At 45.8% G+C, this 19,534-nt stretch carries 20 protein-coding genes; 15 read left to right on the top strand and 5 right to left on the bottom strand.

What is annotated here, in order from left to right; translation table 11 throughout:
* Positions 1 to 233: 233 nt before the first annotated feature.
* Positions 234 to 767, top strand: a complete 534-nt coding sequence (locus tag ACN08Z_RS03355; protein WP_419103187.1) for a YbhB/YbcL family Raf kinase inhibitor-like protein — start codon at positions 234 to 236, stop codon at positions 765 to 767.
* Positions 764 to 1,585, top strand: a complete 822-nt coding sequence (locus ACN08Z_RS03350; RefSeq protein ID WP_419103186.1) for an HAD-IIB family hydrolase — start codon at positions 764 to 766, stop codon at positions 1,583 to 1,585. The genes ACN08Z_RS03355 and ACN08Z_RS03350 overlap by 4 nt, the downstream gene beginning before the upstream one ends.
* A 305-nt stretch (positions 1,586 to 1,890) precedes the next feature.
* Here the strand turns inward: ACN08Z_RS03350 and ACN08Z_RS03345 are convergent, their stop codons facing one another.
* Together ACN08Z_RS03345 and ACN08Z_RS03340 are read right to left on the bottom strand one after the other, a co-directional pair.
* Positions 1,891 to 3,249, bottom strand: a complete 1,359-nt coding sequence (locus ACN08Z_RS03345; RefSeq protein ID WP_419103185.1) for a uracil-xanthine permease family protein — start codon at positions 3,247 to 3,249, stop codon at positions 1,891 to 1,893.
* A 278-nt stretch (positions 3,250 to 3,527) separates the two neighbouring features.
* On the bottom strand, positions 3,528 to 5,006 hold the full coding sequence (locus ACN08Z_RS03340; protein WP_419103184.1) for a peptide MFS transporter: 1,479 nt from the start codon (positions 5,004 to 5,006) through the stop codon (positions 3,528 to 3,530).
* Between the two features lie 250 nt (positions 5,007 to 5,256).
* Between ACN08Z_RS03340 and ACN08Z_RS03335 the strand changes: the two genes are divergently transcribed.
* Both ACN08Z_RS03335 and pabB read left to right on the top strand, forming a co-directional pair.
* Complete coding sequence (locus ACN08Z_RS03335) at positions 5,257 to 5,586, top strand: rhodanese-like domain-containing protein (RefSeq protein WP_419103183.1); 330 nt, start codon at positions 5,257 to 5,259, stop codon at positions 5,584 to 5,586.
* 120 nt (positions 5,587 to 5,706) lie between these two features.
* Complete coding sequence (gene pabB / locus ACN08Z_RS03330; protein WP_419103182.1) at positions 5,707 to 7,140, top strand: aminodeoxychorismate synthase component I; 1,434 nt, start codon at positions 5,707 to 5,709, stop codon at positions 7,138 to 7,140.
* On the opposite strand, the gene ACN08Z_RS03325 is transcribed toward pabB, so the two are convergent.
* A complete protein-coding gene (locus tag ACN08Z_RS03325; RefSeq protein WP_419103181.1) occupies positions 7,052 to 7,519 on the bottom strand; it encodes a hypothetical protein in 468 nt (155 codons plus the stop codon). The genes pabB and ACN08Z_RS03325 overlap by 89 nt on opposite strands.
* Positions 7,520 to 8,397: 878 nt before the next feature.
* On the opposite strand from ACN08Z_RS03325, the gene ACN08Z_RS03320 reads away from it, so the two are divergent.
* The 4 genes from ACN08Z_RS03320 to ACN08Z_RS03305 all read left to right on the top strand — a co-directional run bounded on the left by ACN08Z_RS03320 (position 8,398) and on the right by ACN08Z_RS03305 (position 10,198).
* On the top strand, positions 8,398 to 8,670 hold the full coding sequence (locus ACN08Z_RS03320; protein WP_419103180.1) for a hypothetical protein: 273 nt from the start codon (positions 8,398 to 8,400) through the stop codon (positions 8,668 to 8,670).
* Positions 8,671 to 8,688: 18 nt separating this feature from the next.
* Positions 8,689 to 8,937 (top strand): hypothetical protein, encoded by a 249-nt coding sequence (locus tag ACN08Z_RS03315; protein ID WP_419103179.1) that lies wholly within the window; start codon positions 8,689 to 8,691, stop codon positions 8,935 to 8,937.
* Complete coding sequence (locus ACN08Z_RS03310; RefSeq protein ID WP_419103178.1) at positions 8,907 to 9,929, top strand: MFS transporter; 1,023 nt, start codon at positions 8,907 to 8,909, stop codon at positions 9,927 to 9,929. Before ACN08Z_RS03315 ends, ACN08Z_RS03310 begins: the two co-directional genes overlap by 31 nt.
* Before the next feature lie 77 nt (positions 9,930 to 10,006).
* The gene (locus tag ACN08Z_RS03305) at positions 10,007 to 10,198 is read left to right on the top strand and encodes a methionine biosynthesis protein MetW (protein ID WP_419103177.1); all 192 of its coding nucleotides are present in this window, start codon (positions 10,007 to 10,009) and stop codon (positions 10,196 to 10,198) included.
* A gap of 325 nt (positions 10,199 to 10,523) precedes the next feature.
* Here ACN08Z_RS03305 and ACN08Z_RS03300 read toward each other — a convergent pair whose 3' ends face one another.
* Positions 10,524 to 10,763, bottom strand: a complete 240-nt coding sequence (locus tag ACN08Z_RS03300) for an antitoxin (RefSeq protein ID WP_419103176.1) — start codon at positions 10,761 to 10,763, stop codon at positions 10,524 to 10,526.
* 1,634 nt (positions 10,764 to 12,397) lie between these two features.
* On the opposite strand from ACN08Z_RS03300, the gene ACN08Z_RS03295 reads away from it, so the two are divergent.
* The 4 genes from ACN08Z_RS03295 to ACN08Z_RS03280 all read left to right on the top strand — a co-directional run bounded on the left by ACN08Z_RS03295 (position 12,398) and on the right by ACN08Z_RS03280 (position 15,212).
* Positions 12,398 to 12,625, top strand: a complete 228-nt coding sequence (locus ACN08Z_RS03295; RefSeq protein WP_419103175.1) for a hypothetical protein — start codon at positions 12,398 to 12,400, stop codon at positions 12,623 to 12,625.
* A gap of 7 nt (positions 12,626 to 12,632) precedes the next feature.
* Positions 12,633 to 12,872: a hypothetical protein gene (locus ACN08Z_RS03290; protein ID WP_419103174.1), complete on the top strand. Its 240-nt coding sequence runs from the start codon at positions 12,633 to 12,635 to the stop codon at positions 12,870 to 12,872.
* Positions 12,873 to 13,881: 1,009 nt separating this feature from the next.
* Positions 13,882 to 14,463: an orotate phosphoribosyltransferase gene (pyrE, locus tag ACN08Z_RS03285; protein ID WP_419101131.1), complete on the top strand. Its 582-nt coding sequence runs from the start codon at positions 13,882 to 13,884 to the stop codon at positions 14,461 to 14,463.
* Between the two features lie 77 nt (positions 14,464 to 14,540).
* Entirely contained in the window at positions 14,541 to 15,212 is a 672-nt protein-coding gene (locus tag ACN08Z_RS03280) for a TrmH family RNA methyltransferase (protein WP_419103173.1), read from the top strand.
* Positions 15,213 to 15,315: 103 nt separating this feature from the next.
* On the opposite strand, the gene ACN08Z_RS03275 is transcribed toward ACN08Z_RS03280, so the two are convergent.
* Positions 15,316 to 16,911: an SLC13 family permease gene (locus ACN08Z_RS03275; RefSeq protein ID WP_419103172.1), complete on the bottom strand. Its 1,596-nt coding sequence runs from the start codon at positions 16,909 to 16,911 to the stop codon at positions 15,316 to 15,318.
* 523 nt (positions 16,912 to 17,434) lie between these two features.
* On the opposite strand from ACN08Z_RS03275, the gene fbaA reads away from it, so the two are divergent.
* The 3 genes from fbaA to ACN08Z_RS03260 all read left to right on the top strand — a co-directional run bounded on the left by fbaA (position 17,435) and on the right by ACN08Z_RS03260 (position 19,500).
* Positions 17,435 to 18,457, top strand: a complete 1,023-nt coding sequence (gene fbaA / locus ACN08Z_RS03270; protein ID WP_419103221.1) for a class II fructose-bisphosphate aldolase — start codon at positions 17,435 to 17,437, stop codon at positions 18,455 to 18,457.
* A gap of 187 nt (positions 18,458 to 18,644) precedes the next feature.
* The gene (locus tag ACN08Z_RS03265) at positions 18,645 to 18,863 is read left to right on the top strand and encodes a hypothetical protein (protein ID WP_419103171.1); all 219 of its coding nucleotides are present in this window, start codon (positions 18,645 to 18,647) and stop codon (positions 18,861 to 18,863) included.
* A gap of 211 nt (positions 18,864 to 19,074) precedes the next feature.
* Entirely contained in the window at positions 19,075 to 19,500 is a 426-nt protein-coding gene (locus ACN08Z_RS03260) for a DUF3151 domain-containing protein (protein WP_419103170.1), read from the top strand.
* Positions 19,501 to 19,534 lie beyond the last annotated feature (34 nt).

Below are 19,534 nucleotides of genomic sequence, written 5' to 3'. Positions count from 1 at the left end.
TAAGGTAAATCTCATCTTTGGCTTCTATGATGATTCCTATGTTCTTGACGTGTTAGTCCAAGAACGCCCTTACTCTGATTCACGATGAGCAATACTGTTATTTTTATGGTGATGTCATGAAGAGACAAGCTGTTGTTCTTCAACGTGCTGACAACATGAGATAAAGGTTTATGCCAGTTCAGAATCAGGGTAATCTAAAGATATAAACTACTCTCATATAGGAGTGCACCCCCATGCTTCAACGCGAACCCTATGCACAGCTACCACAGCTACCCTCTTTTACGCTTACATCTGAGGATCTTCGTGACGGAGAAAAAGCTCCGCAGTGGCTCACATCAGCTCTTTTTGGTGTTGAGGGAGGAACTGACACTTCACCACAGCTATCGTGGGAGGGTTTCCCTGAAGAAACTAAATCTTTTGTGGTGACATGTTTTGACCCTGACGCACCAACTCCTTCTGGTTTTTGGCACTGGTGTGTTTCAAACATTCCTGCCCAGGTGACATCTTTAGAGCGCGGTGCTGCACAGAAACTGCCAGAGGGTGCGCTTGCGCATCGTAATGACGGTGGCACTGACTCCTTTATTGGCTGCGCTCCTCCTGCCGGACATGGTGCTCACCGCTACATTTTCTGTGTTACCGCATTAGATGTTGAAAAGCTTGAGGTGGATGAGAATACTGCCCCTGCCGTCGTGGAATTTAACATTTTCTTCCACGGTATTGCTCGTGCTTTCTTAACAGTGACCTATGAGGAACATCCCTCTTCATGATGCGGCTAATTGCTAGCGATTTGGACGGCACCGTACTTGGAGAAGACTTTCGCTTTCGCCCCCGTACTATAGCTGCTTTAGAGGCAGCTATATCGGCAGGCGTTGAAGTGGTCTTTGTGACGGGCCGTCCCATTCGTTGGCTTACCCCTTTGCATGAGCAACTTGCCTATGATTCGTATGCGATTTGTTCTAATGGTGCGGTGGTGTATCACCTGGGGCGGGGTGAAATTGTTTCAACCTCTTTGACTCCTATGCGTGATATCGCCACCGCCCATCAGTGTTTAACAGAGTCTTTTCCTGAAGCAACGTTTACTCTTGAGACGCTTGAGAAGATTTATGTTCAGGGTGAGTTTGAAATAACGTCTGTCTTAGAAGGTGCTCCGATTATTTCTGGTGATTTATCAGATGCGTTTACCGAAGAAGATGCTGCAGTGAAGTATCTGATTCACCATCCATACGCGGACCCGTACGAGTTGTTAGAACGTGTACAAGCGGTGATTGGGGAATCTTTAGGAGCGACACTGGGCGTGAAAGGTCAGGCGCTTGTTGAGATTGCTCGTGCTGATGTTCATAAAGGACATACCTTAGAACGTTTCGCGTATGAACGTGGTATTCCCGCTGCTGATGTTGTTGCTTTTGGTGATATGCCGAATGACGCGCAGATGTTGTTATGGGCAGGGGAGGGGTATGCGATGGCTTCTGGCTCTGCTGCTCTGATTGAGCAGGTAGGACGTACCTGTCCTGCTTTTAGCGAAGATGGTGTAGCTCAAATTATCGAAGAGTTTTTGAGTGCGCACTGTGATAATTCTGAAAAATAACCCTTTTCTTTATCTTTTGTGCCGTAAATATTTCCTCGCATAATCAGCTTGACTAGGATAAATATTATTTCGATATCGAATCGTTATGAGATGTTCAGGTTTCTCTCACTTTATACCTATTCTTCCCAAAGGTGAACAGTGTTAACTATTGATTAGACGGTTCGATAGAGCCCTTGCTGAGAAGCGAAATGTGTGTGTGATAATGTTATCGACTTTCGAGTTGATGATAAAAGGAAGAAGCCAGGCTGGGGAGCCTGGCTTCTTCCTTATTAACAAGCTACGAAACTTGTATGTAATGAAATAACCTAGAGAATCGCAGAACGATCCGAACCATCACCAGAAGAATCTGAAGACATTGGTTCTAACGGTTCGGGTGCACTTTGACGAGAACGCGCAATAAACGCCATCGCATGGTACACCACAAGAGTTGCCGCAGTACCTAAAGCAATACCAGCGAACTGAAGACTACCAATATCCCACGTGTAGTCAGCAATGCCAATAATAAGAGCTACAGACGCCGCACTCAAATTCACCTGATTTGAGAAATCTACACGGTTTTCTACCCAAATACGCACACCAAGCATACCAATCATGCCGTAAAGCACAGTCGCTGCGCCACCAAGAACACCAGCAGGAACAGACGCTACAGCCGCACCAAAGACAGGGAATACGGAAAGCGCAATCGCAAAAAGAGCCGCAAACCAGTAAGCAGCAGTCGAATACACCTTAGTCGCTGCCATGACACCAATATTCTCTGCATAAGTGGTAGTACCAGAGCCACCACCCATACCCGCAATTGTTGTTGCAAGACCGTCAGCCATGATGGCACGACCAGAATAAGAATCAAGATTTTCACCAGTCATCAGAGCAACAGACTTAACGTGCCCAATATTCTCAGCGACCAGAATAAGAATGACTGGAATGAACAAACCTGCTAGGTTCCAATGGAACTCAGGCGCTTGGAAATGAGGAAGGCCAATCAGCCCTTGCTCCTCCCACGTCTTATGAATGACGCTAAAGTCTACTTCTCCACGAATGACAGCAGTCAGGTAGCCAATCATAACGCCCAAGAGGATGGACAAACGTCCTGTCATCCCTCTAAAGATAACGGAAATGAGAAGTATGGAACTAAGAGTGACGAGAGCCGTAACAGGTGCTTTCATGAAGTTATCTTTTGCGCTAGGGGCAAGATTGAAACCGATGAGAGCAACAATAGCGCCCGTAACGAGCGGCGGCATTAACGCTGTGAGCCATGCGGTGCCAGCCACCTGAACGATAAGTCCCACTATAAAAAGTGAGATACCTGCCATGACAATGCCGCCAAGAGCACCAGCTGGTCCTGCCTGATTCATTGCAGCCCCGATAGGGGCAATAAAAGCAAAAGAAGATCCAAGGTAGGAAGGTACTCGTCCTGCGGTAATGATGAGGAAGAGAATTGTTCCTAATCCAGAGAAGAGAAGCGTCGTTGCCGGCGGAAAACCGGTAATCAGAGGCACAAGGAAGGTTGCACCGAACATGGCAACAACATGTTGAGCGCCAATTCCGATGGTGCGTCCCCATGTGAGTCGTTCGTGCGGAGCAACGACGTTTCCGGGGGAAATATGTTTACCGTTACCGTGAAGTTCCCAACGGAACGGGGAACGAGGTGAGGTATTTGAGCTCATAAGAGGCTCCTGCTGATTGTGAGTATGTAAAAGAACCGCTGATTATTGTACGCCAAAATATGACAGGAAACCCCACCTGAACCCAAGAAAAGCAATAGACAGAGCACACATACAAGGTGAAACACTCCACCAACATATGCCAAACTCAACGGTTAAGAGCCATATAACGACATCTCTTAAACCACAAAACACCACATAAAAAACCGGTGGGTGCACCATCATCATGGTGCACCCACCGGCAGAATAATAATTCTTGAACGCTTATAGGCCTCAGCTCATTAGCGGATACCTTTCATACGCTGAAGAATCCAACCATTGAAGAACCAGAGGATAATGCCGATAACAATGGTGCCAACACCGAGGATGGAGAAATAGGCTACCTCAGTCTCCTCAGAATAGAACTGTGCCAACCAACCAGAAAGCACCGTTCCCATGGACACTGACGTAAAGTAGAACGCCATCATATTGCTTCGATGAGCTTCAGGGGCAAGCTTTGTCGCTAGCGAGAAACCCACCGGAGAAATCGTCAACTCAGCGATGGAGTACACAAAGAGGATAAGAACAATCCAACCAACATTGACAGAAGGGTTACCTGCCTGTGTCAGGAAGATCAGGAACGCAATACCTACACCAATGATGCCAAGGGCAAATTTAATAGGTGTTGGAGGCTGGCGATCACCAAGTTTGGTCCACATCGTACTAAAAACAGTACCGAAAAGGATAATAAAAATAGGGTTGATGGAGTTAATGGTGCTGGGAGGGAATTCAAAACCAAGAATGTTCCAGTCAAGGCGAGTATCAGAGTACACTGCCATGACGGTGAACTGCTGCTGGTAGAGAGCCCAAAATACGGCGTTACCAACCCATAGCGGCAAGAACGCAATAACTCGTGAATGCTCTGTCTCAGTGGTCTGCTGCGAGGTGAGTAGCTGGTACGCCAACGCAGAAGCGCCAAGGAGGATAAGACCCATGACCCAGCTAGAGAGATTATCTGCAGTCACAACACCCAAGGAAAGAAGAAGCGCAATGATACTGAGCACCGCGATAGCTGCAATGCTGTAACGGCGTTTTTCGTGTCCTTGGAGAGGATCAGAAATAGTGTGAACCTCAGCGGGAAGATTCTTACGTGTCAAAGAATATTGAATGAGACCAAACGCCATACCAATGGCAGCTAGACCAAAACCAAAGTGGAATCCAAGAGTCTTCCATGCAAACCCAGTCAATAGAGGACCAAGGAGAGCACCAATATTAACACCGATATAGAAGATAGTGAACCCAGCATCTCGTCGCGGGTCAGTTCGTGAGTAGAGTGATCCGACGAGCACTGACGCGTTAGTTTTAAGGCCACCAGAGCCGATTGCGACAAGAACCATACCGATAATAACTCCGGCAACACCAGGGAGTAATGCAAGAGCTATATGCCCTGCCATAATGGCAAGCGCCGAATAGAACAATGTTCGTTCTGGCCCAAATACGCGGTCACCGAAGAACCCTCCGACGATAGCGAAGAGGTAAACCATCGACCCATAAGCGCCGATGATACCGGTAGCTGAACTTTCTGGAAGTCCAAGGCCACCGTCTGCCACCGAATAGTAGAGGTAGTAGACCATGATGCCTTGCATGCCGTAGAACGAGAAACGTTCCCACATTTCTACGGAGAAAAGGTTTGCCAGCATACGGGGATGGCCAAAGAATTTTTTGCCGGTCGGGTTATGAGGATCCGATACCGGAGAGTTTCCTGCTGCTGCAGAATTCATATCAACTCGCTAAATTTTTTTTGGGGTACTGATACATCTTGTACACAGATGTTTTCTTGTAAAACCTTAGTCCAAAAACTGGTTTATCTGCATATTCTTAGCATATTGCCTTGTAAAACATGCTTTATCAGAGGAAACACATCGTAAATTAGGAGAAACTTTTTAACATTCCTTCAAAAATCCTCTTGTTGGTTCGTCCATCTAATGGAAGAGTTGTATCTAACGTCCGTATTTCTAGGAGTAAAAAATCATGAATGACGAGCTATCGCAAGTAACTGTTGAACAGATTCCTGAAGGCGCTAAAATTCTTGACGTTCGAGAAGACTTCGAATGGGAAGCTGGCCATATTCAAGGCGCTCAACATATCCCACTGGGAGAGGTACCTGCACGTTACGGAGAAGTACCTACCGACGTTGATGTGTATGTTATCTGTCGTTCCGGTGGACGTTCTTTGAAAGCAACTGCCTATCTTAACCAGTACGGTTTTGATGCGATTAACGTTCTTGGTGGAATGGGCGCGTGGGCAGATGCTCAAAAACCTATGGTTTCTGACAATGGAGACACTCCTCAAGTTCTCTAAAATACTGTACTTTTTCATGCCTCTTATGAGGCTTTAGAGAACACCTCTTGTCTGTAGGGCAAAAGAATCTACCGGATAGAAGAAAATTATCAGTCCCGTACATCCGGTAGCATATATTGGGTGAATAAGCCTGTGGAACTAGAGATTTTAGCTCTGAGCTACCCTATTGAACCTGCCCAAGCCTATCCGGTTATTACTGCTGATAGCAGGTATTCTTATTGGCTTGATAGCGCTTTAGCCAGCTCTAGCATGTCTCATTATTCTTATATTGGTGTAGTTCCTGAAGACTCCCAGATATTGCACTATGTTCACGCTGGAACACCAACCCCACAAGTACACCTCTACAACGGAAACGGAACACCCAACGGCACCATTGATGGTGACATCTGGGAAGTTCTCCACCAAAAATTAGAGACAGCACCCACCCCCGCATCGGGCACCATGTCCTCTCCTGAAGAGACTCTACTACTGGGCGGATACGTCGGATATTTTGGGTACGAAGCACACCTCGATTTAGACATCGGTGCTAATACTCCACATGCAAAAAATGCTCCCCGTACTACACCAGATGCTTTATGGTTTCCTGCAACGAACTACCTCATCTATGAGCATCGCACAGCAAAGAGCTGGCTAGTTGGAGATAGCACATGGATCCATCACATGGAGCAGCAGCTTCGTAACCTCACGATATACCAGCCAATTCCGGCACCTCCGTTGAACTTTCCAACGCCCTCAAAACAGGACTATTGCCAGCATGTAGAAACATGCCTAGAGCAGATACATGACGGCAACAGTTACGAAGTATGCCTCACCACCGCCACACACATACACACAGAAAAACCGTTGAGTGCAGAAGAAGCCCTAGGGATTTATCTCGCTCAAAGAGAAAAGAACCCTGCCCCTTACGCCGCTTTCTTCAACTGTGCAGGATGGTATGTGCTCAGTTCTTCCCCAGAACGCTACCTTCAGGTGAAAAACACCGGAATCGTGGAAACGAAACCTATCAAAGGCACCATTCCTCGCAGCCACGACCCCGTAGAAGACCAACAACGAGCACAATGGCTCAGGGACGACCCAAAAACACGGGCTGAGAACCTGATGATTGTTGACCTACTGCGAAATGATCTCTCAACAGTGAGCCAACCAGGTACGGTTAACGTTCCGGTGCTGATGGGAGTAGAAAGCTACTCTACGGTACATCAACTTGTGTCCACTATTCGTTCACAGTTACGTGAGGGAATCACTGCTGTCGATGCAGCGGCCGCATGTTTTCCTGGCGGCTCGATGACCGGAGCGCCTAAAGCATCTACGATGAGCATCATTGACTCATTGGAAAAACGCGCTCGCGGAGTATATTCGGGTGCTCTGGGGTTTTTTAGTGCAGACGGTTCGGCTGAGCTATCCATTGTGATTCGAACACTCATTATCGACGCTGACGGCACCATATCTGTGAGTGCAGGAGGCGCTATCGTCTACGATTCTCATCCTGAAGCTGAGTATCAGGAGATGTTGACGAAGTTGAACGCTGCTGTGCCACATAGAGGGCAGCCATAATTAACGGTAACTGCAAGGGCAGGCGACGTAGCCGTTGAGCATCTGTCTCAAATACACCTGGAATATCAATCCCTTCAAGGTATTGATAAATATTGGCTGGGAAAACTGCCACAAATAGTGCTGTGGCTGCTAAACCAGCAGCTTTTCGTGCTCGTGGTACGAGTAGGAGTGTTCCTCCGATAGTGAGCTCTGCTACGCCAGAAAGGTACACAATATTTTCAGCTGAGCCTGGAACTATGGGTGGAACAATACTCGCAAATTTTTCGACTGAATCTTTTTTGAAGTGCAACGCACCCATGAAACTCAGACCGGTACCAAGAACGTAGCGTGTTATTTTTTGGGATGTTTTTTCGGTTGGGTCAGAAGAAAAAATACTCATATTTTCAGTCTAGTCGGTTCTTGATGTAGTAGAGAGGTGTCAGCTAGTTCCGGAAAATGTATCTATAAGATTCAAAACATAGTGGCATATATGTGAATCATCTAATTGGGTAATAGATTCTCATTGTCACCAGAGGACAGAAAGATTTTAGATTAACAAGTGGCATTATTAAATATCTTTTCTGGTATCTGGCCTTTTGCTGGACTGCTTGGGTATTGGATGTTTAGAGCAATGTGGAGCAGGAAACAGGTTAGAACGAGGTTTATAAAGGCTCAGGCTAATTAGCGGTTTGATAGCGGAACCGGCGTTTGTCTGGCAAACATGGTCTATATGTGCAGGCTTGGTTGTTTGCTGGAAGTACGTGTTAGGAACAACGGGTGACAGCTAGCGGTCCTATCAATCAGAATCAGCGGGTCTTCAAAATCGTGTTTTACCGTAGCGATACTCAGCCGAACTTTTCGGTAGCTACTTGCCTGTCATGCGAATCCTTCAATGCGTGCAAACCTAGTTACATCATCAATGTGAACAAAATACCGGAACTGTATATCACAAGCCGGGTGTTTTTGGTCGGGTCACCGTTGCGATGTTATGTCTATAAAAACGACACATGAGTAGTGTAAAAATTTATGGATTTTTCTTGTTCCTGCCATGGCGTTGAGACACGGGGCGTCGGGTCGTCAAATAAAGATTTGGTCATAGGGTTGCCGCTTGTGCCATCAATGAAAAAACTAGAGTAATTTATGGAATAAATATTATAATTTTATAAATTTTCTTGAGAAAATTTAAGTCTCACTTTAACAAGGTGGTTTAAATAAAATGAGCGATTACCTGTTTTGGTGATTTGTTTATCAATATCCATCAGCTGATAGGAGTCTCAGATGCTTACATGGCTAGGAATCAAAAACAACACGCAGGAACAACCAGCCCGACAGTTCTTTGGTCGCTCAAAGAAAAAGACAGTTACCCTCACCCTTATAGGGGCACTGTGTCTCCTATGGGGTGTGCCGGTAGTTGTCAAAGCGCTATTGCCAGAAAAATGGGGCAATGATCCGGTAGGGGCAGTCATACCGGGACTCATTGGGATACTGGTAGCAGTACTCATGGTGATGGTTGTAGAGCGACTAGATTGGGACAAACAATCCCCACGATAAAGGGTAAGAGCTGCATTTATGAGTTACATAGATGATTTCTTTAAAAGGTCTGACACTAAAATTGCCACAGGTATAGCTTGCGTAGCACTATTTCTAGGAAGCTTTGGAGATGAGGCAACGCAAGTTATGTTTGCCTTACGTTTTTCAGAGACAGGTCAAACTGCACCTGCACAAGTATCTGCATTACTTGCTGCTGGGCTTCTTGGAGGTATATCAGCTGGCTTTTTTCACTTCGTTTGCTTGCATTTTTCGGCGCTCGGCGTGTAATCAATATTGTATTTATCGCTGAAGCAACACTTATTGCTGTTGCATCATTTATGAATACACTGTTCTGGTGTCTCATAGTTTCCGCAGCACTTGGGTGTCTAGGCTCTATACTCTGGTCTGCGGTGATGGTTGCGCTTCCTGCATTGTTTACTGATGAGGCAGGAATCGATAGAGCAAACCGAGTGATTCAATCGGTACGTAACCTTGGATATGTTGTTGGACCACTCATTGGAAGTATCTTTTTTGCCTTATCACCCGGGCCTCAGGGGTTCTTGTATGTAGCTATTCTCATGCTTATTTCTGTAGCCTGCACTGCTATATCGTTACCTAAACTATTGAACGTTGGTGTAGGTACGAAAAATAGTTATGGAGATAGTAAAAGCGTAGATATATTGGGATTACTCCGGACTGAAGGAGTATCTCGTGCAATCATTCCGCTCCTCATTACAGTTTTGGTAACTAGCGCATTAAACGTTCTTCTTCTGGTAAGAATCCGTAATGAACTCGGTATAAACGCCGAGATTTACGGAGTTATCGTTGCAACGTTGAGCACTGGCCTGGTAGCAGGCCCCGTAATTTTTTCTAGCTTTGTAGGAAAGAAAATCGGCGAGGCGCCTGGCGCTTCTATAACAGCAGCCGTAATTGGTCTCAGCATCGTAATAGTAGGTTCAACACAACTTACTTGGCAGATAGTGGTAGCAGCAGCATTCATTGGCGTTGCTAACGGTGTTCAAAACACTCTAATGTCAGGGTTCATCATCAAAAGAGTAGACTCGACAAAGCGAGTTCTTCAGATGCCTGCCTATGTTTTACTCCTGCAAACTGCAGTATTTATAGGTTTTATTGGTTCCGCTTTTATACATGTTGATCAAGCTGGTCTTGCTTTAGTTATAGTCGGTTTTATAGCTACGTTCGTAGGATTATTTGGCGTGTTTGTAAATCGGTCTAATAAACAACAACTTTCAAAAAAAGAAAAGAGGATACTGAGATGACTGCTGGAACAAGCAGATTCGAGCATAATCAATTAGCATTAGATGCCATTGATTTGCAACCACCAATAGACAAAATCGTGAGGTCTGGAATAGCAAAACTTCGAGTAAGCCAATACTATTTCGATGAGCCCTTGTTTGATGAATACGAAGCAACAACTGTCCGCGCAACATGGGACTTTGCCGCCGCTGAGAGCATCGTAAACGACGGAGATGAAGTACTTGACCTTGGATGTGGTGATGGGCGGCTTCTCTTGCACCTTGCTGGGTAACGTTTAGGGTGATTCTAAGTGTTCAAGAGCCGTTTTCACGAAGCCAGATTTTCTCTTTGACTGCACGATAGGGAAGGCAAACAGCTCATTAATCTAGGGTGTGACATTTGGGTGGAAGTTAAAAATCCATGTAACCACTGTTTAACCTAGTTAATAACCGTTTTTACCCCTATTTTTACTCCACTACAAAAAAGCTTCTTTCAAGAAGTTTTTTCATTAAACCTCGTACTTAAACGTGCGCGTGAGAAGCTGTAGATAACTCGCCACCTCTCAGAGGTGTTTTATCTGCTTATCAAAGACCTTCATCCATAAAGAATTAGCTATGTTATAGACCTAATTCAGTACGGATTTCATCAAGGGTATATGTGCGGACTCTACCTTCACGTATTGCTTGAGCACGAGTCTGCAATTCATAAGCATGTTCAAGTTCTGAGATACTCTGTTCCAATGCCTCTTTGACATAAAAAGCAACAGGGCGTTCAGTGCGCTGAGCCAATGCATTTAAACGCTTTTTGAGGGTGGTTGGTATGCGTACTGTGAGTACGCTATCTGATGTAGTAGCCATGTAACATACATGGCACATTGTATTGTGCGTGGTCAAGGAGTTTGAATCAAGAATTTTGGGATATTTTATTTCTCATTCCTTATACGTGACTCTAAAAAGATTTCCCCGTACACACGAGGGTTTGGTGGCTTTATCAATTTGTGATGTGATAAGTTGACTGATTATTTTTGCCATGATTGGATTAATATTATGCTAACCACCAGAGTAGAGGTGCTCAGATGGAAAAAAGAACAATGACTTTTATGAAAAAATTTCAACTGGTTTTGTTGTTGGATTTCTAACTCTTGGCTTAGCAGGAGGAATATACACTCCTGCAGTTGCGGAAGAGTGTAAGGGCGAAACGAAAACTGAGGTCGTATCAGTTGATTTTATTACTGGCGGCCAAACCAATGATGTTAAGTTAGATTCCTGCAAAGTCCAGAAAATGATTGATGGGTATGGGCAGGTAAAGGACTCGGCAGGACTTGCTGGCCTTTTGGGCTCGGGTTATTGGCCTGTTGGAGTAGCGGGCGGAATCTTCTTCGGATGGGCCTGGAATAACCAGGAAAAGCTTAAAGAATGTGCTCAAGATGGAAATGGGGTCACTTTCACAGAAATCAACGGAATTGTTACAGGCTGTTCATCTCAATAAAGGTGCTGAATTAAAGTGCTAACAAAAAATAAAATTATCCTGCCTTTGGTATTTTTTGCTATCGGTATATCTCTACTAGTTGCTAGAAGCATGGGCTTTATAAACGAAGCTGTCAGTAACTATTCGATGCTAGCTCTGCTAATTATCGCGATAAGCACTGGGATATATGTTGCAAGCGTTGCGCGGTCGAGCCATTCATAAGGAGCCGATAGAGAATTTAGAACGGGCTTAGAGCAGTTTTAGATAAAAAAGAACTGGAAGAACGGTAACTCTTCCGGTTCACAAATTCCGTCTCGTGTCTTACTGCGAAAGGAATCCAAGCTTGTGTCTACGAGTCTAGTACTATCCAGCAGAACCGCAACAAAAGAAGCCCGGTTCGCCGTACACGTCACAGACGTCCAGAGGGTCTTTCTCTGCTCAGAAACCAGGAGCGCCCCGCTGACCAAAACCCCTACGGGCAGACCTATACAAGTACGCATTTTAACAGCCCAGCCCCTTTTTCTATCGTGCGTTGGTTATCGACATTGACCACGTTTTCGCGTCTAATTACGTCTTTGATTTGCCCCTTTTTATAAAAATCTTTTGAGAGGAGTTTGCGAGCGCATTGGGGTGCGTGACGGGGGTATAAGGCGACGTTTAGCAAGTACAGTGTAATCACCAAACGTGGAGCTTCTTAGGCCTCTTGTTTTAGCGTAGTTGATGTTGGCTCTGGTGGCAACTGTTGGTGTTGGAAGCTAAGGGGTGGTTCTTGTCGTCGTGTGGTGGTTTGTAAGAGTAACTAACTGGACTTGTACTGTCTAGTTGCGTCCAGCGCTCACTCTTTGCCGAACAGAGCAGGGGGATACCCCAACTAACTAGAAAATACTTGTTTTGATATTTAAAAATACCTGTTTTGACGTTTACTTCTCTCAAAAAGCTCTCTACAGTGAGATACAAGTCATGCATAACATATGTTTTGCATAATAAGAGCGGGAGGGTTTCATGATTTTAAGAAACTGCTTCTGTGCTTAACGCCTTCAGGTGTGAAGTTGACTGGAACTATGGTTGCCCAGCTCCTATAGCTGGATTTTTGCCGGTCAGCGACTATCTTCTAGCAACTCAGAATTGGTGTGAAGTAGCTTGGGTGTTAGCTTGGCTAGTTGATGTCAACGTGCTTGAAGGCGGACTCGTAGGTATCGTGACATATCTGGTAGCTGCAGGTGGCTGGTGCGCAACCCCATGGGTGATTTAGGAGAAAAATGTTTGGAAACGAAAAGGTAAAAACTCTGTTGCGAATGTTTCAGACGAAAGGTGTCTACGAGTATTTTGCAACACCAGAGCTACAGATGTTCTGTGGTTATGTTGTAGCAGGGCAACGTAGGCAAGCAATTGCAGAGTATGCGCGGGTGTTCCCAAATGCCTCAATTGTTGAGAGATATGTGGCATTTGAAGCAGCGAAATCTTTGGGGAACGCTACTTTAACTAGTTTCCAAAAGTAGTATTCTCTCCAGATCTATAACCCGTTCCAATTCCACCCACGCACTTCCCTATCAGCTCTGACCCGGTTTATAGGAACTTTTTTCTTACACACGTCTGGCGTTGAAATGCACCACTGCCGCGTCAGTATCAGGTAATAATTGGCTAAGGGCCACCCTAAGCCTTGTGAACTTTTTAGGAACATATTGACCATTCCCAGGATTCGCTCTATAGTTGTTCAAAACATTGGCAAATATGTTTTGAATCACATTTTTAAATCCGGTAATGGATTCTCGTAGCAATTGGGAGTCGTCATGAAAAGGTTCATAAGACAGTGGCAGTTGCCTCCGATCTAACTTTCGTCATGAACGAGGTGTTTGATCTGCTAGGAATAGGGTCATGTGTTTCTTTGGTTAGAGAACTCCGAGGGTAGAAAGGGCTTAGATTAATAATTGACACTATTAAATATAATTTATGTGGCTCTCTGGATGATAATAATTATTTTTGCATCTAAGAGGTCTTATGAAAAAGATAATATTTTTAGAAACAATCCAATAATTCTCTCACTACTTTCAATACTCGCATTTTCTGCATATATACGCAATCCATTTGTAGATACATTGGTTTACTTTAGTGGGGTCCTTGCCTGTGTTGCTTCTATATGTATTGGAATATTCTTAGCAAAACTAGGGAAATAGATATAATTAGGTATGGAAAAAATTCCACAACCTACTATATAACTGATATGTATTCCTACGACCTATAAGGCGAAACGAGTATACGTGAATACCCCCTAACTGGGGTGCACACTTAACTACTCAGGGTCAAAAAAGTTCCCGCTTGTGAAAAGTAGCAGGACCAACGCAAAACCAGTTGCTTCGCAAACAGAATAACTGTGTACTACCGAATCAAATGTTCACCACTGGCAACCAAACTGGCCATGATGCCGAAGCCTAGATACCTACGAGTTTTTCATCATCTTAGCGATGCTTTATCTCGTGTGAACTGAAGAAGATGACTAGACTAGAGAGCATGACTAAGCTCTCCGAAAAAATGCCCATTGAACAAGCTCGCCAACGCCTACAAGAACTTATCCGAGAACTTGCCGTTGTTCGCGGAAAAGTAACTCTCGCTTCTGGTCAGGAAGCAGACTACTATGTGGACTTGCGTCGAGTAACCTTACACCACGAGGCTTCACGTCTTGTCGGTCAGGTCATGTTAGACCTGATTGACTCTGCCGGTATTGAATTTGATGCCGCTGGTGGGCTCACCATGGGCGCTGATCCTGTCGGGCATGCCATCATGCGCGCTGCCGGCGACGAAGACCGCGCTATTGACACTTTTGTGGTTCGTAAAGCGCAGAAATCGTACGGTATGGGACGTCAGGTAGAAGGCCCTAACGTGCAAGGACGTCGTGTTGTCGCTGTTGAAGATACCTCAACCACCGGTGGTTCTGCTTTGACCGCGGTTGAAGCCCTACGCGCTGCCGGCGCTCAGGTAGTTGCTGTAGCTGTGATTGTAGACCGTGCTACTGGCGCAAAAGAACATATTGAAGAGGTTGCAGGAGTCCCTTGCCTCTATGCATACTCAAAAACTGATTTAGGTCTCGACTAAAAAACTTTTCTGGTGGTAGCAGCTGCACCTTTTCTGGTGTTGCTGCTACCACTCTTTTCTTGGCAGATGGAGATAAGGTGAGCGAAGAATACGCTAGCTCAAAAGATGAAAAAACCTCCGCGGAGCTATCTCACACCATTGGTGTTGGGCCGTGGGAAGGAGAGCTACCAGATGGTGACTGGTGGGATGAGCAGCTCTTACGAGAAGGCGACCGTCGTAACGTTGTTGATAAATACCGTTACTGGAAAATGGAAGCAATTATTGCTGATCTCGACACCAAGCGTCACAACTTTCATGTTGCCATTGAAAACTGGCAACACGATTTGAATATTGGAACTGTTGTACGTACAGCTAATGCGTTCCTTGCGCAAGAAGTACATATTATCGGTAAACGGCGTTGGAATAGACGCGGCGCAATGGTGACTGACAGATATCAGCATGTGCGTCATCACCCCACAATTGAAGAGTTCTTAGAGTGGGCGCGTAGTGAAGATATTGCTGTTATTGGTATCGATATTTTTCCAGATTCACAGCAGTTAGAAACTTACGATCTGCCTGAAAAATGTGTTCTTGTTTTTGGGCAAGAAGGCCCCGGTCTGTCACCAGAGATTCACCATGCAGCAGAAGCTACTTTATCTATCGAACAATTTGGTTCTACACGTTCGATGAACGCGGCAAGTGCTGCAGCAGTGGCCATGCACGCATGGGTACGTCGCCATGTCTTTGGGCAAAAAGTGCATTCGTCCTAGGGCTTTATAACTATTAAAACGATGCTGGTGGGGCGGTTAAGAACATTCTTAACCGCCCCACCAGTAATGTATCTCTTAGTTTTGGACCGTTATATTTCTGTTGTTAGAGGGAAAAGACCCAGGTGGCTAGAGTCATGGTGGTTGCAGTAATGAGGAAGACCCCGATGACGTTGAGCCAGAAACCGCCTTTAATCATTTGCGAGATGGAGACATAACCAGAGCCGTATGCAATGGCGTTGGGTGGGGTAGCTACTGGAAGCATGAAAGCGCAGGTTGCTGAGAGCGCAACAGGAATAGCTAGTAGCATTGGGTTGAATCCCATTCCCATGGCGATACCACCGGCAACAGGTAAGAAGGTTGCTGCTGTTGCAGTATTTGAGGTTAACTCTGTGAGGAAGATGACTCCTGCTGTTACTAAGAAAATCATGAGCACTAGAGGTAGCGCGTCGAGGTGACCTACTGCTTTACCAATCCATTCGGTAAGACCGGATTTTGTGAATTGGCTAGAGAGTGCAAGGCCTCCACCAAAAAGCATGAGGACGCCCCAAGGTAGTTGCATCGCAGTATCCCAGTCGATGAGTCGAACACCTTTTTTACCGGCTTTGCCAGCGGGGAGCATGAAGAGAATACATCCGACGAGGATGGCAATTCCGGCGTCAGTAATAGGTGCTTGCTTGCCCCAGATAACGGGGATAAGAATCCATGCAAGTGCTGCACCAATGAAGATAATGAGCACTTGAAGCTCTCCTGAGCTCATGGGACCAAGTTTCTTGTACTCGTTATTGATGAGTTCTTTACCGCCTGGAATCTCTTTAATTTCGGGTCGGAATACTACTTGGGTGAGCATAAACCAGCAAATGAATAACATGATGACGGCTAGGGGAACACCAACAAGCATCCATTGTCCAAATCCAATGACGATGTTGTGCGTATCAGCAAGGTAACCGGAAAGTAGGGTGTTTGGTGGGGTTCCAATGAGCGTTCCTAGCGAACCAATAGATGCAGAATACGCGATACCGAGCATGAGTGCCGTACCAAAATTTGATGTGACGAGTTCTGCTGTCGCATCTTTGGTGCTTGTTCCTGTGTCTTTATGCTGAATTTGAGCGATAAGGGTTAGAACTGAAACGCCGATGGGGAGCATCATGACAGCTGTTGCAGTGTTGGAGACCCACATGGAGAGGAAGCCTGTAGCTATCATGAAGCCGGCAACCATGGCTGAGGGTCGGGAGCCCATAACTCGTAGGGTGAGAAGGGCGATACGCCGGTGCAGGTTCCACCGTTGCATGGCAAGGGCTAGGAGGAATCCTCCCATGAAGAGGAAGATGATGCTGTTGCCGTAGGAGGCTCCTACGTCGTTGATTTTTACTTCTGGGTTGAAGACCGGAAAAATCACTAATGGTAGCAGTGCTGTTGCGGGTATGGGGAGAGCTTCTGTCATCCACCAGCCACCCATGAGGACGGCCGTAGCTGCGGTGAGTCGTGCGGCGTGAGGCATATCTGCTGGCAGGATGCAATACATCAGTACTGCTGCGAATAGACCTCCGAATAGGCCGATGAGTCGCTTGGTGCGTTCACCGGATTCTATTTCTTCTGCACGTGAGCCTCGTGAGAGTTGTACTTGATCGATGGTTTGTGTAGGGACTGGCTCGTAGTTTTTGAGGTGGTCCCCTGTGACGTGTGGGTGCGGATTACTCATAGTGGTAGTTCCTTTATTGCTGTGTGGAGGGCGCGTCGTTGAGCCCTCACAAAATGTGATGCGTATTCGGTGATTCTAGCCACAAGGTTGGTGGTAAAGCTATCTTAGGCACGCCGATAGTGTAGAAAAAGACATCTTTTATTCCAAAAAATGAGAATTGTTCTAGGTGTGTTGTGTAGGGGCGTGATGTGCCATTGTGTGAGATTTAGTCAGCTTTCTTGGTGGTGGTATTTAATGGCGTGGAAAAGCGTGGGTTTTGCTGTGACATTTGAGTTTAGTAGGCTTTTTCTTTCCCATGGAAAGGGTGTTAAAGCTGGTAATAGTTGTTTGTAAGGTGACGAAATAGCGTGTTATTAAGTGGGTTTATGTCCGAAACATTGCGAAAAATTCCGTAGCTATTAGCCTGTAAGTTGCTAGAATAAGAAGTACAAACGTGCGCTTATGTCACATAGCTGAACAAGCGTACCGTGAACACGCAGTCATCAATACCGGTGGCTATCTAACAAAACTCCAAGGAGTCCGCATGCCTATTGCAACCCCGGAAAAATACGCAGAAATGCTCGAAAACGCAAAGACTAAAGGTTTTGCGTACCCTGCAATCAACGTTACTTCCTCTCAGACGCTCAACGCTGCTATCGCAGGTTTCGCAGAAGCAGGATCTGACGGTATTATCCAGGCCTCAACCGGTGGCGCAGCTTACTGGTCTGGATCTAGCAAAAAAGACATGGTCGTTGGTGCACTCGCATTTGCCGCATACGCCAAAGTTGTCGCAGCGCAATACGATGTAAACATTGCACTACACACCGATCACTGCCCCAAAGACAAGCTAGACTCCTATGTTCTTCCCCTTCTCGAAGAATCTGAAAAAGCTGTAGCTCGTGGCGAAGACCCCATCTTCAACTCTCACATGTGGGACGGTTCTGCTATCTCACTAGAAGAAAACCTCGAAATCGCTCAGCAGATGATTGCACGTACCGCAAAGAACCACCAGGTTCTTGAGGTTGAAATTGGTGCAGTCGGCGGCGAAGAAGACGGTGTAGAAGGCGCTATCGACGACTCTCTCTACACCACTGTTGAAGACGCTATCAAAACTGTAGAAGCTATTGGACTTGGCGAAAAAGGCACCTACATGGCAGCTCTTACCTTCGGCAACGTCCACGGCGTTTACAAGCCTGGTAACGTGCACCTTCGCCCTGAACTTCTCAAAGAAATTCAGGAAGAAGTCGGTGCGAAGTACGGTAAAGAGAAGCCCTTCTACCTTGTATTCCACGGTGGTTCTGGTTCTACTGAGCAAGAAATTGCTGACGCTGTATCTTACGGTGTTGTCAAGATGAACATTGACACTGACACCCAGTACGCATACACCCGCCCTGTTGTTGGACACATGTTCTCCAACTACGACGGTGTTCTTAAAGTTGACGGCGAAGTCGGAAACAAGAAGACCTATGATCCTCGTGTATGGGGTGCTGCAGCAGAAGCTGGCATGAGCGCTCGCGTTGTTGAGGCCGCTCAGCAGCTTGGCTCTGTGGGAACATCTATCAAGTAGTTCTTGCAAGAATAACGTTTTATCGTTGTTACGGTGCGATAGGTTCACAATGTGAGCTTGTCGCACCGTATTTTTTATTGATTTTCTAAAGATTTTGTTGACTTTCTAAGAATATGAAGAGTAACATCGCTCACAAGGGTGAAGTGTTTTACCCAAAATGCATCGGCAATCCTAAGGAGAATCTGCGATGTCTGTAGAAACAACAACGGTGTTCGTTCTCGTATATCTTTTAGTGGCGCTTACGGTAGGAGCGCTGGTTGTCGCTGTGCTGGTAACTCAGCTTAAAAAGAACCTTCTTGCTATCAAATGGTACAAAACTCAGAACCTTGAGCAGGTAGAGCGCCCTGAAACATCAAAAAGAGATAGCGTTCTAGGTGTCAACGGTGCGACCTCTTTTGCCGAATAACGTAACTAAGTATTTTCTCTTAGAGGTAGCTAACTTTTATTAGATGATTAAAAAGCTGCTCGTCATCAATTTGTTGTGGCGGGCAGCTTTTCTTGCGTGCCGTAAATGAACTAAGGTCAGGGTAATCCTCGGTAGGATGACTGCGTATACTCCTTGCATAATAGTTGAGGGACAAAAAATTGTAATTACACAAAAAAGAGGGAAAAATATCATGTCTTTAGCCGGAAAAAATCTTCTAGACGGGCCTGCCCCCACCTATTTGCCAGAAGAAACGGAATTGCTTGCCCGCATTGAACAAGGGGAATCGCCTGAAGTGTTAGCGCAATCCTTTCCTAAATCGTCACTGGCTTGGGCGCTTCTTGCGGAAAAAACACTGGAGGAAGGTAATCTGATTCAAGGTTATGCTTACGCTCGTGTGGGATACCACCGTGGGCTAGATTCTCTCCGTGCTAATGGTTGGCGTGGGCACGGCCCCATACCCTATACTCACCTGCCAAACCGAGGTTTTCTCAAAGCCTTATATCTACTGGGTGGAGCAGCATCTGCGATTGGAGAGTCAGATGAATCTGAACGTATTGAAAAATTCCTCAACGACTCTGACTCTGAAGCAGCACAACGACTAAAACAAACTTCCTAAAATATCTTTACCTGATACAAGCACAGTACGTCAT

The organism is Rothia sp. P7181, from assembly GCF_048513015.1.
In the GTDB taxonomy this organism is placed as follows: Bacteria; Actinomycetota; Actinomycetes; order Actinomycetales; family Micrococcaceae; genus Rothia.
Note: the sequence above shows the minus strand (reverse complement) of the source record. Positions and strands in the feature narration are given on the sequence as shown.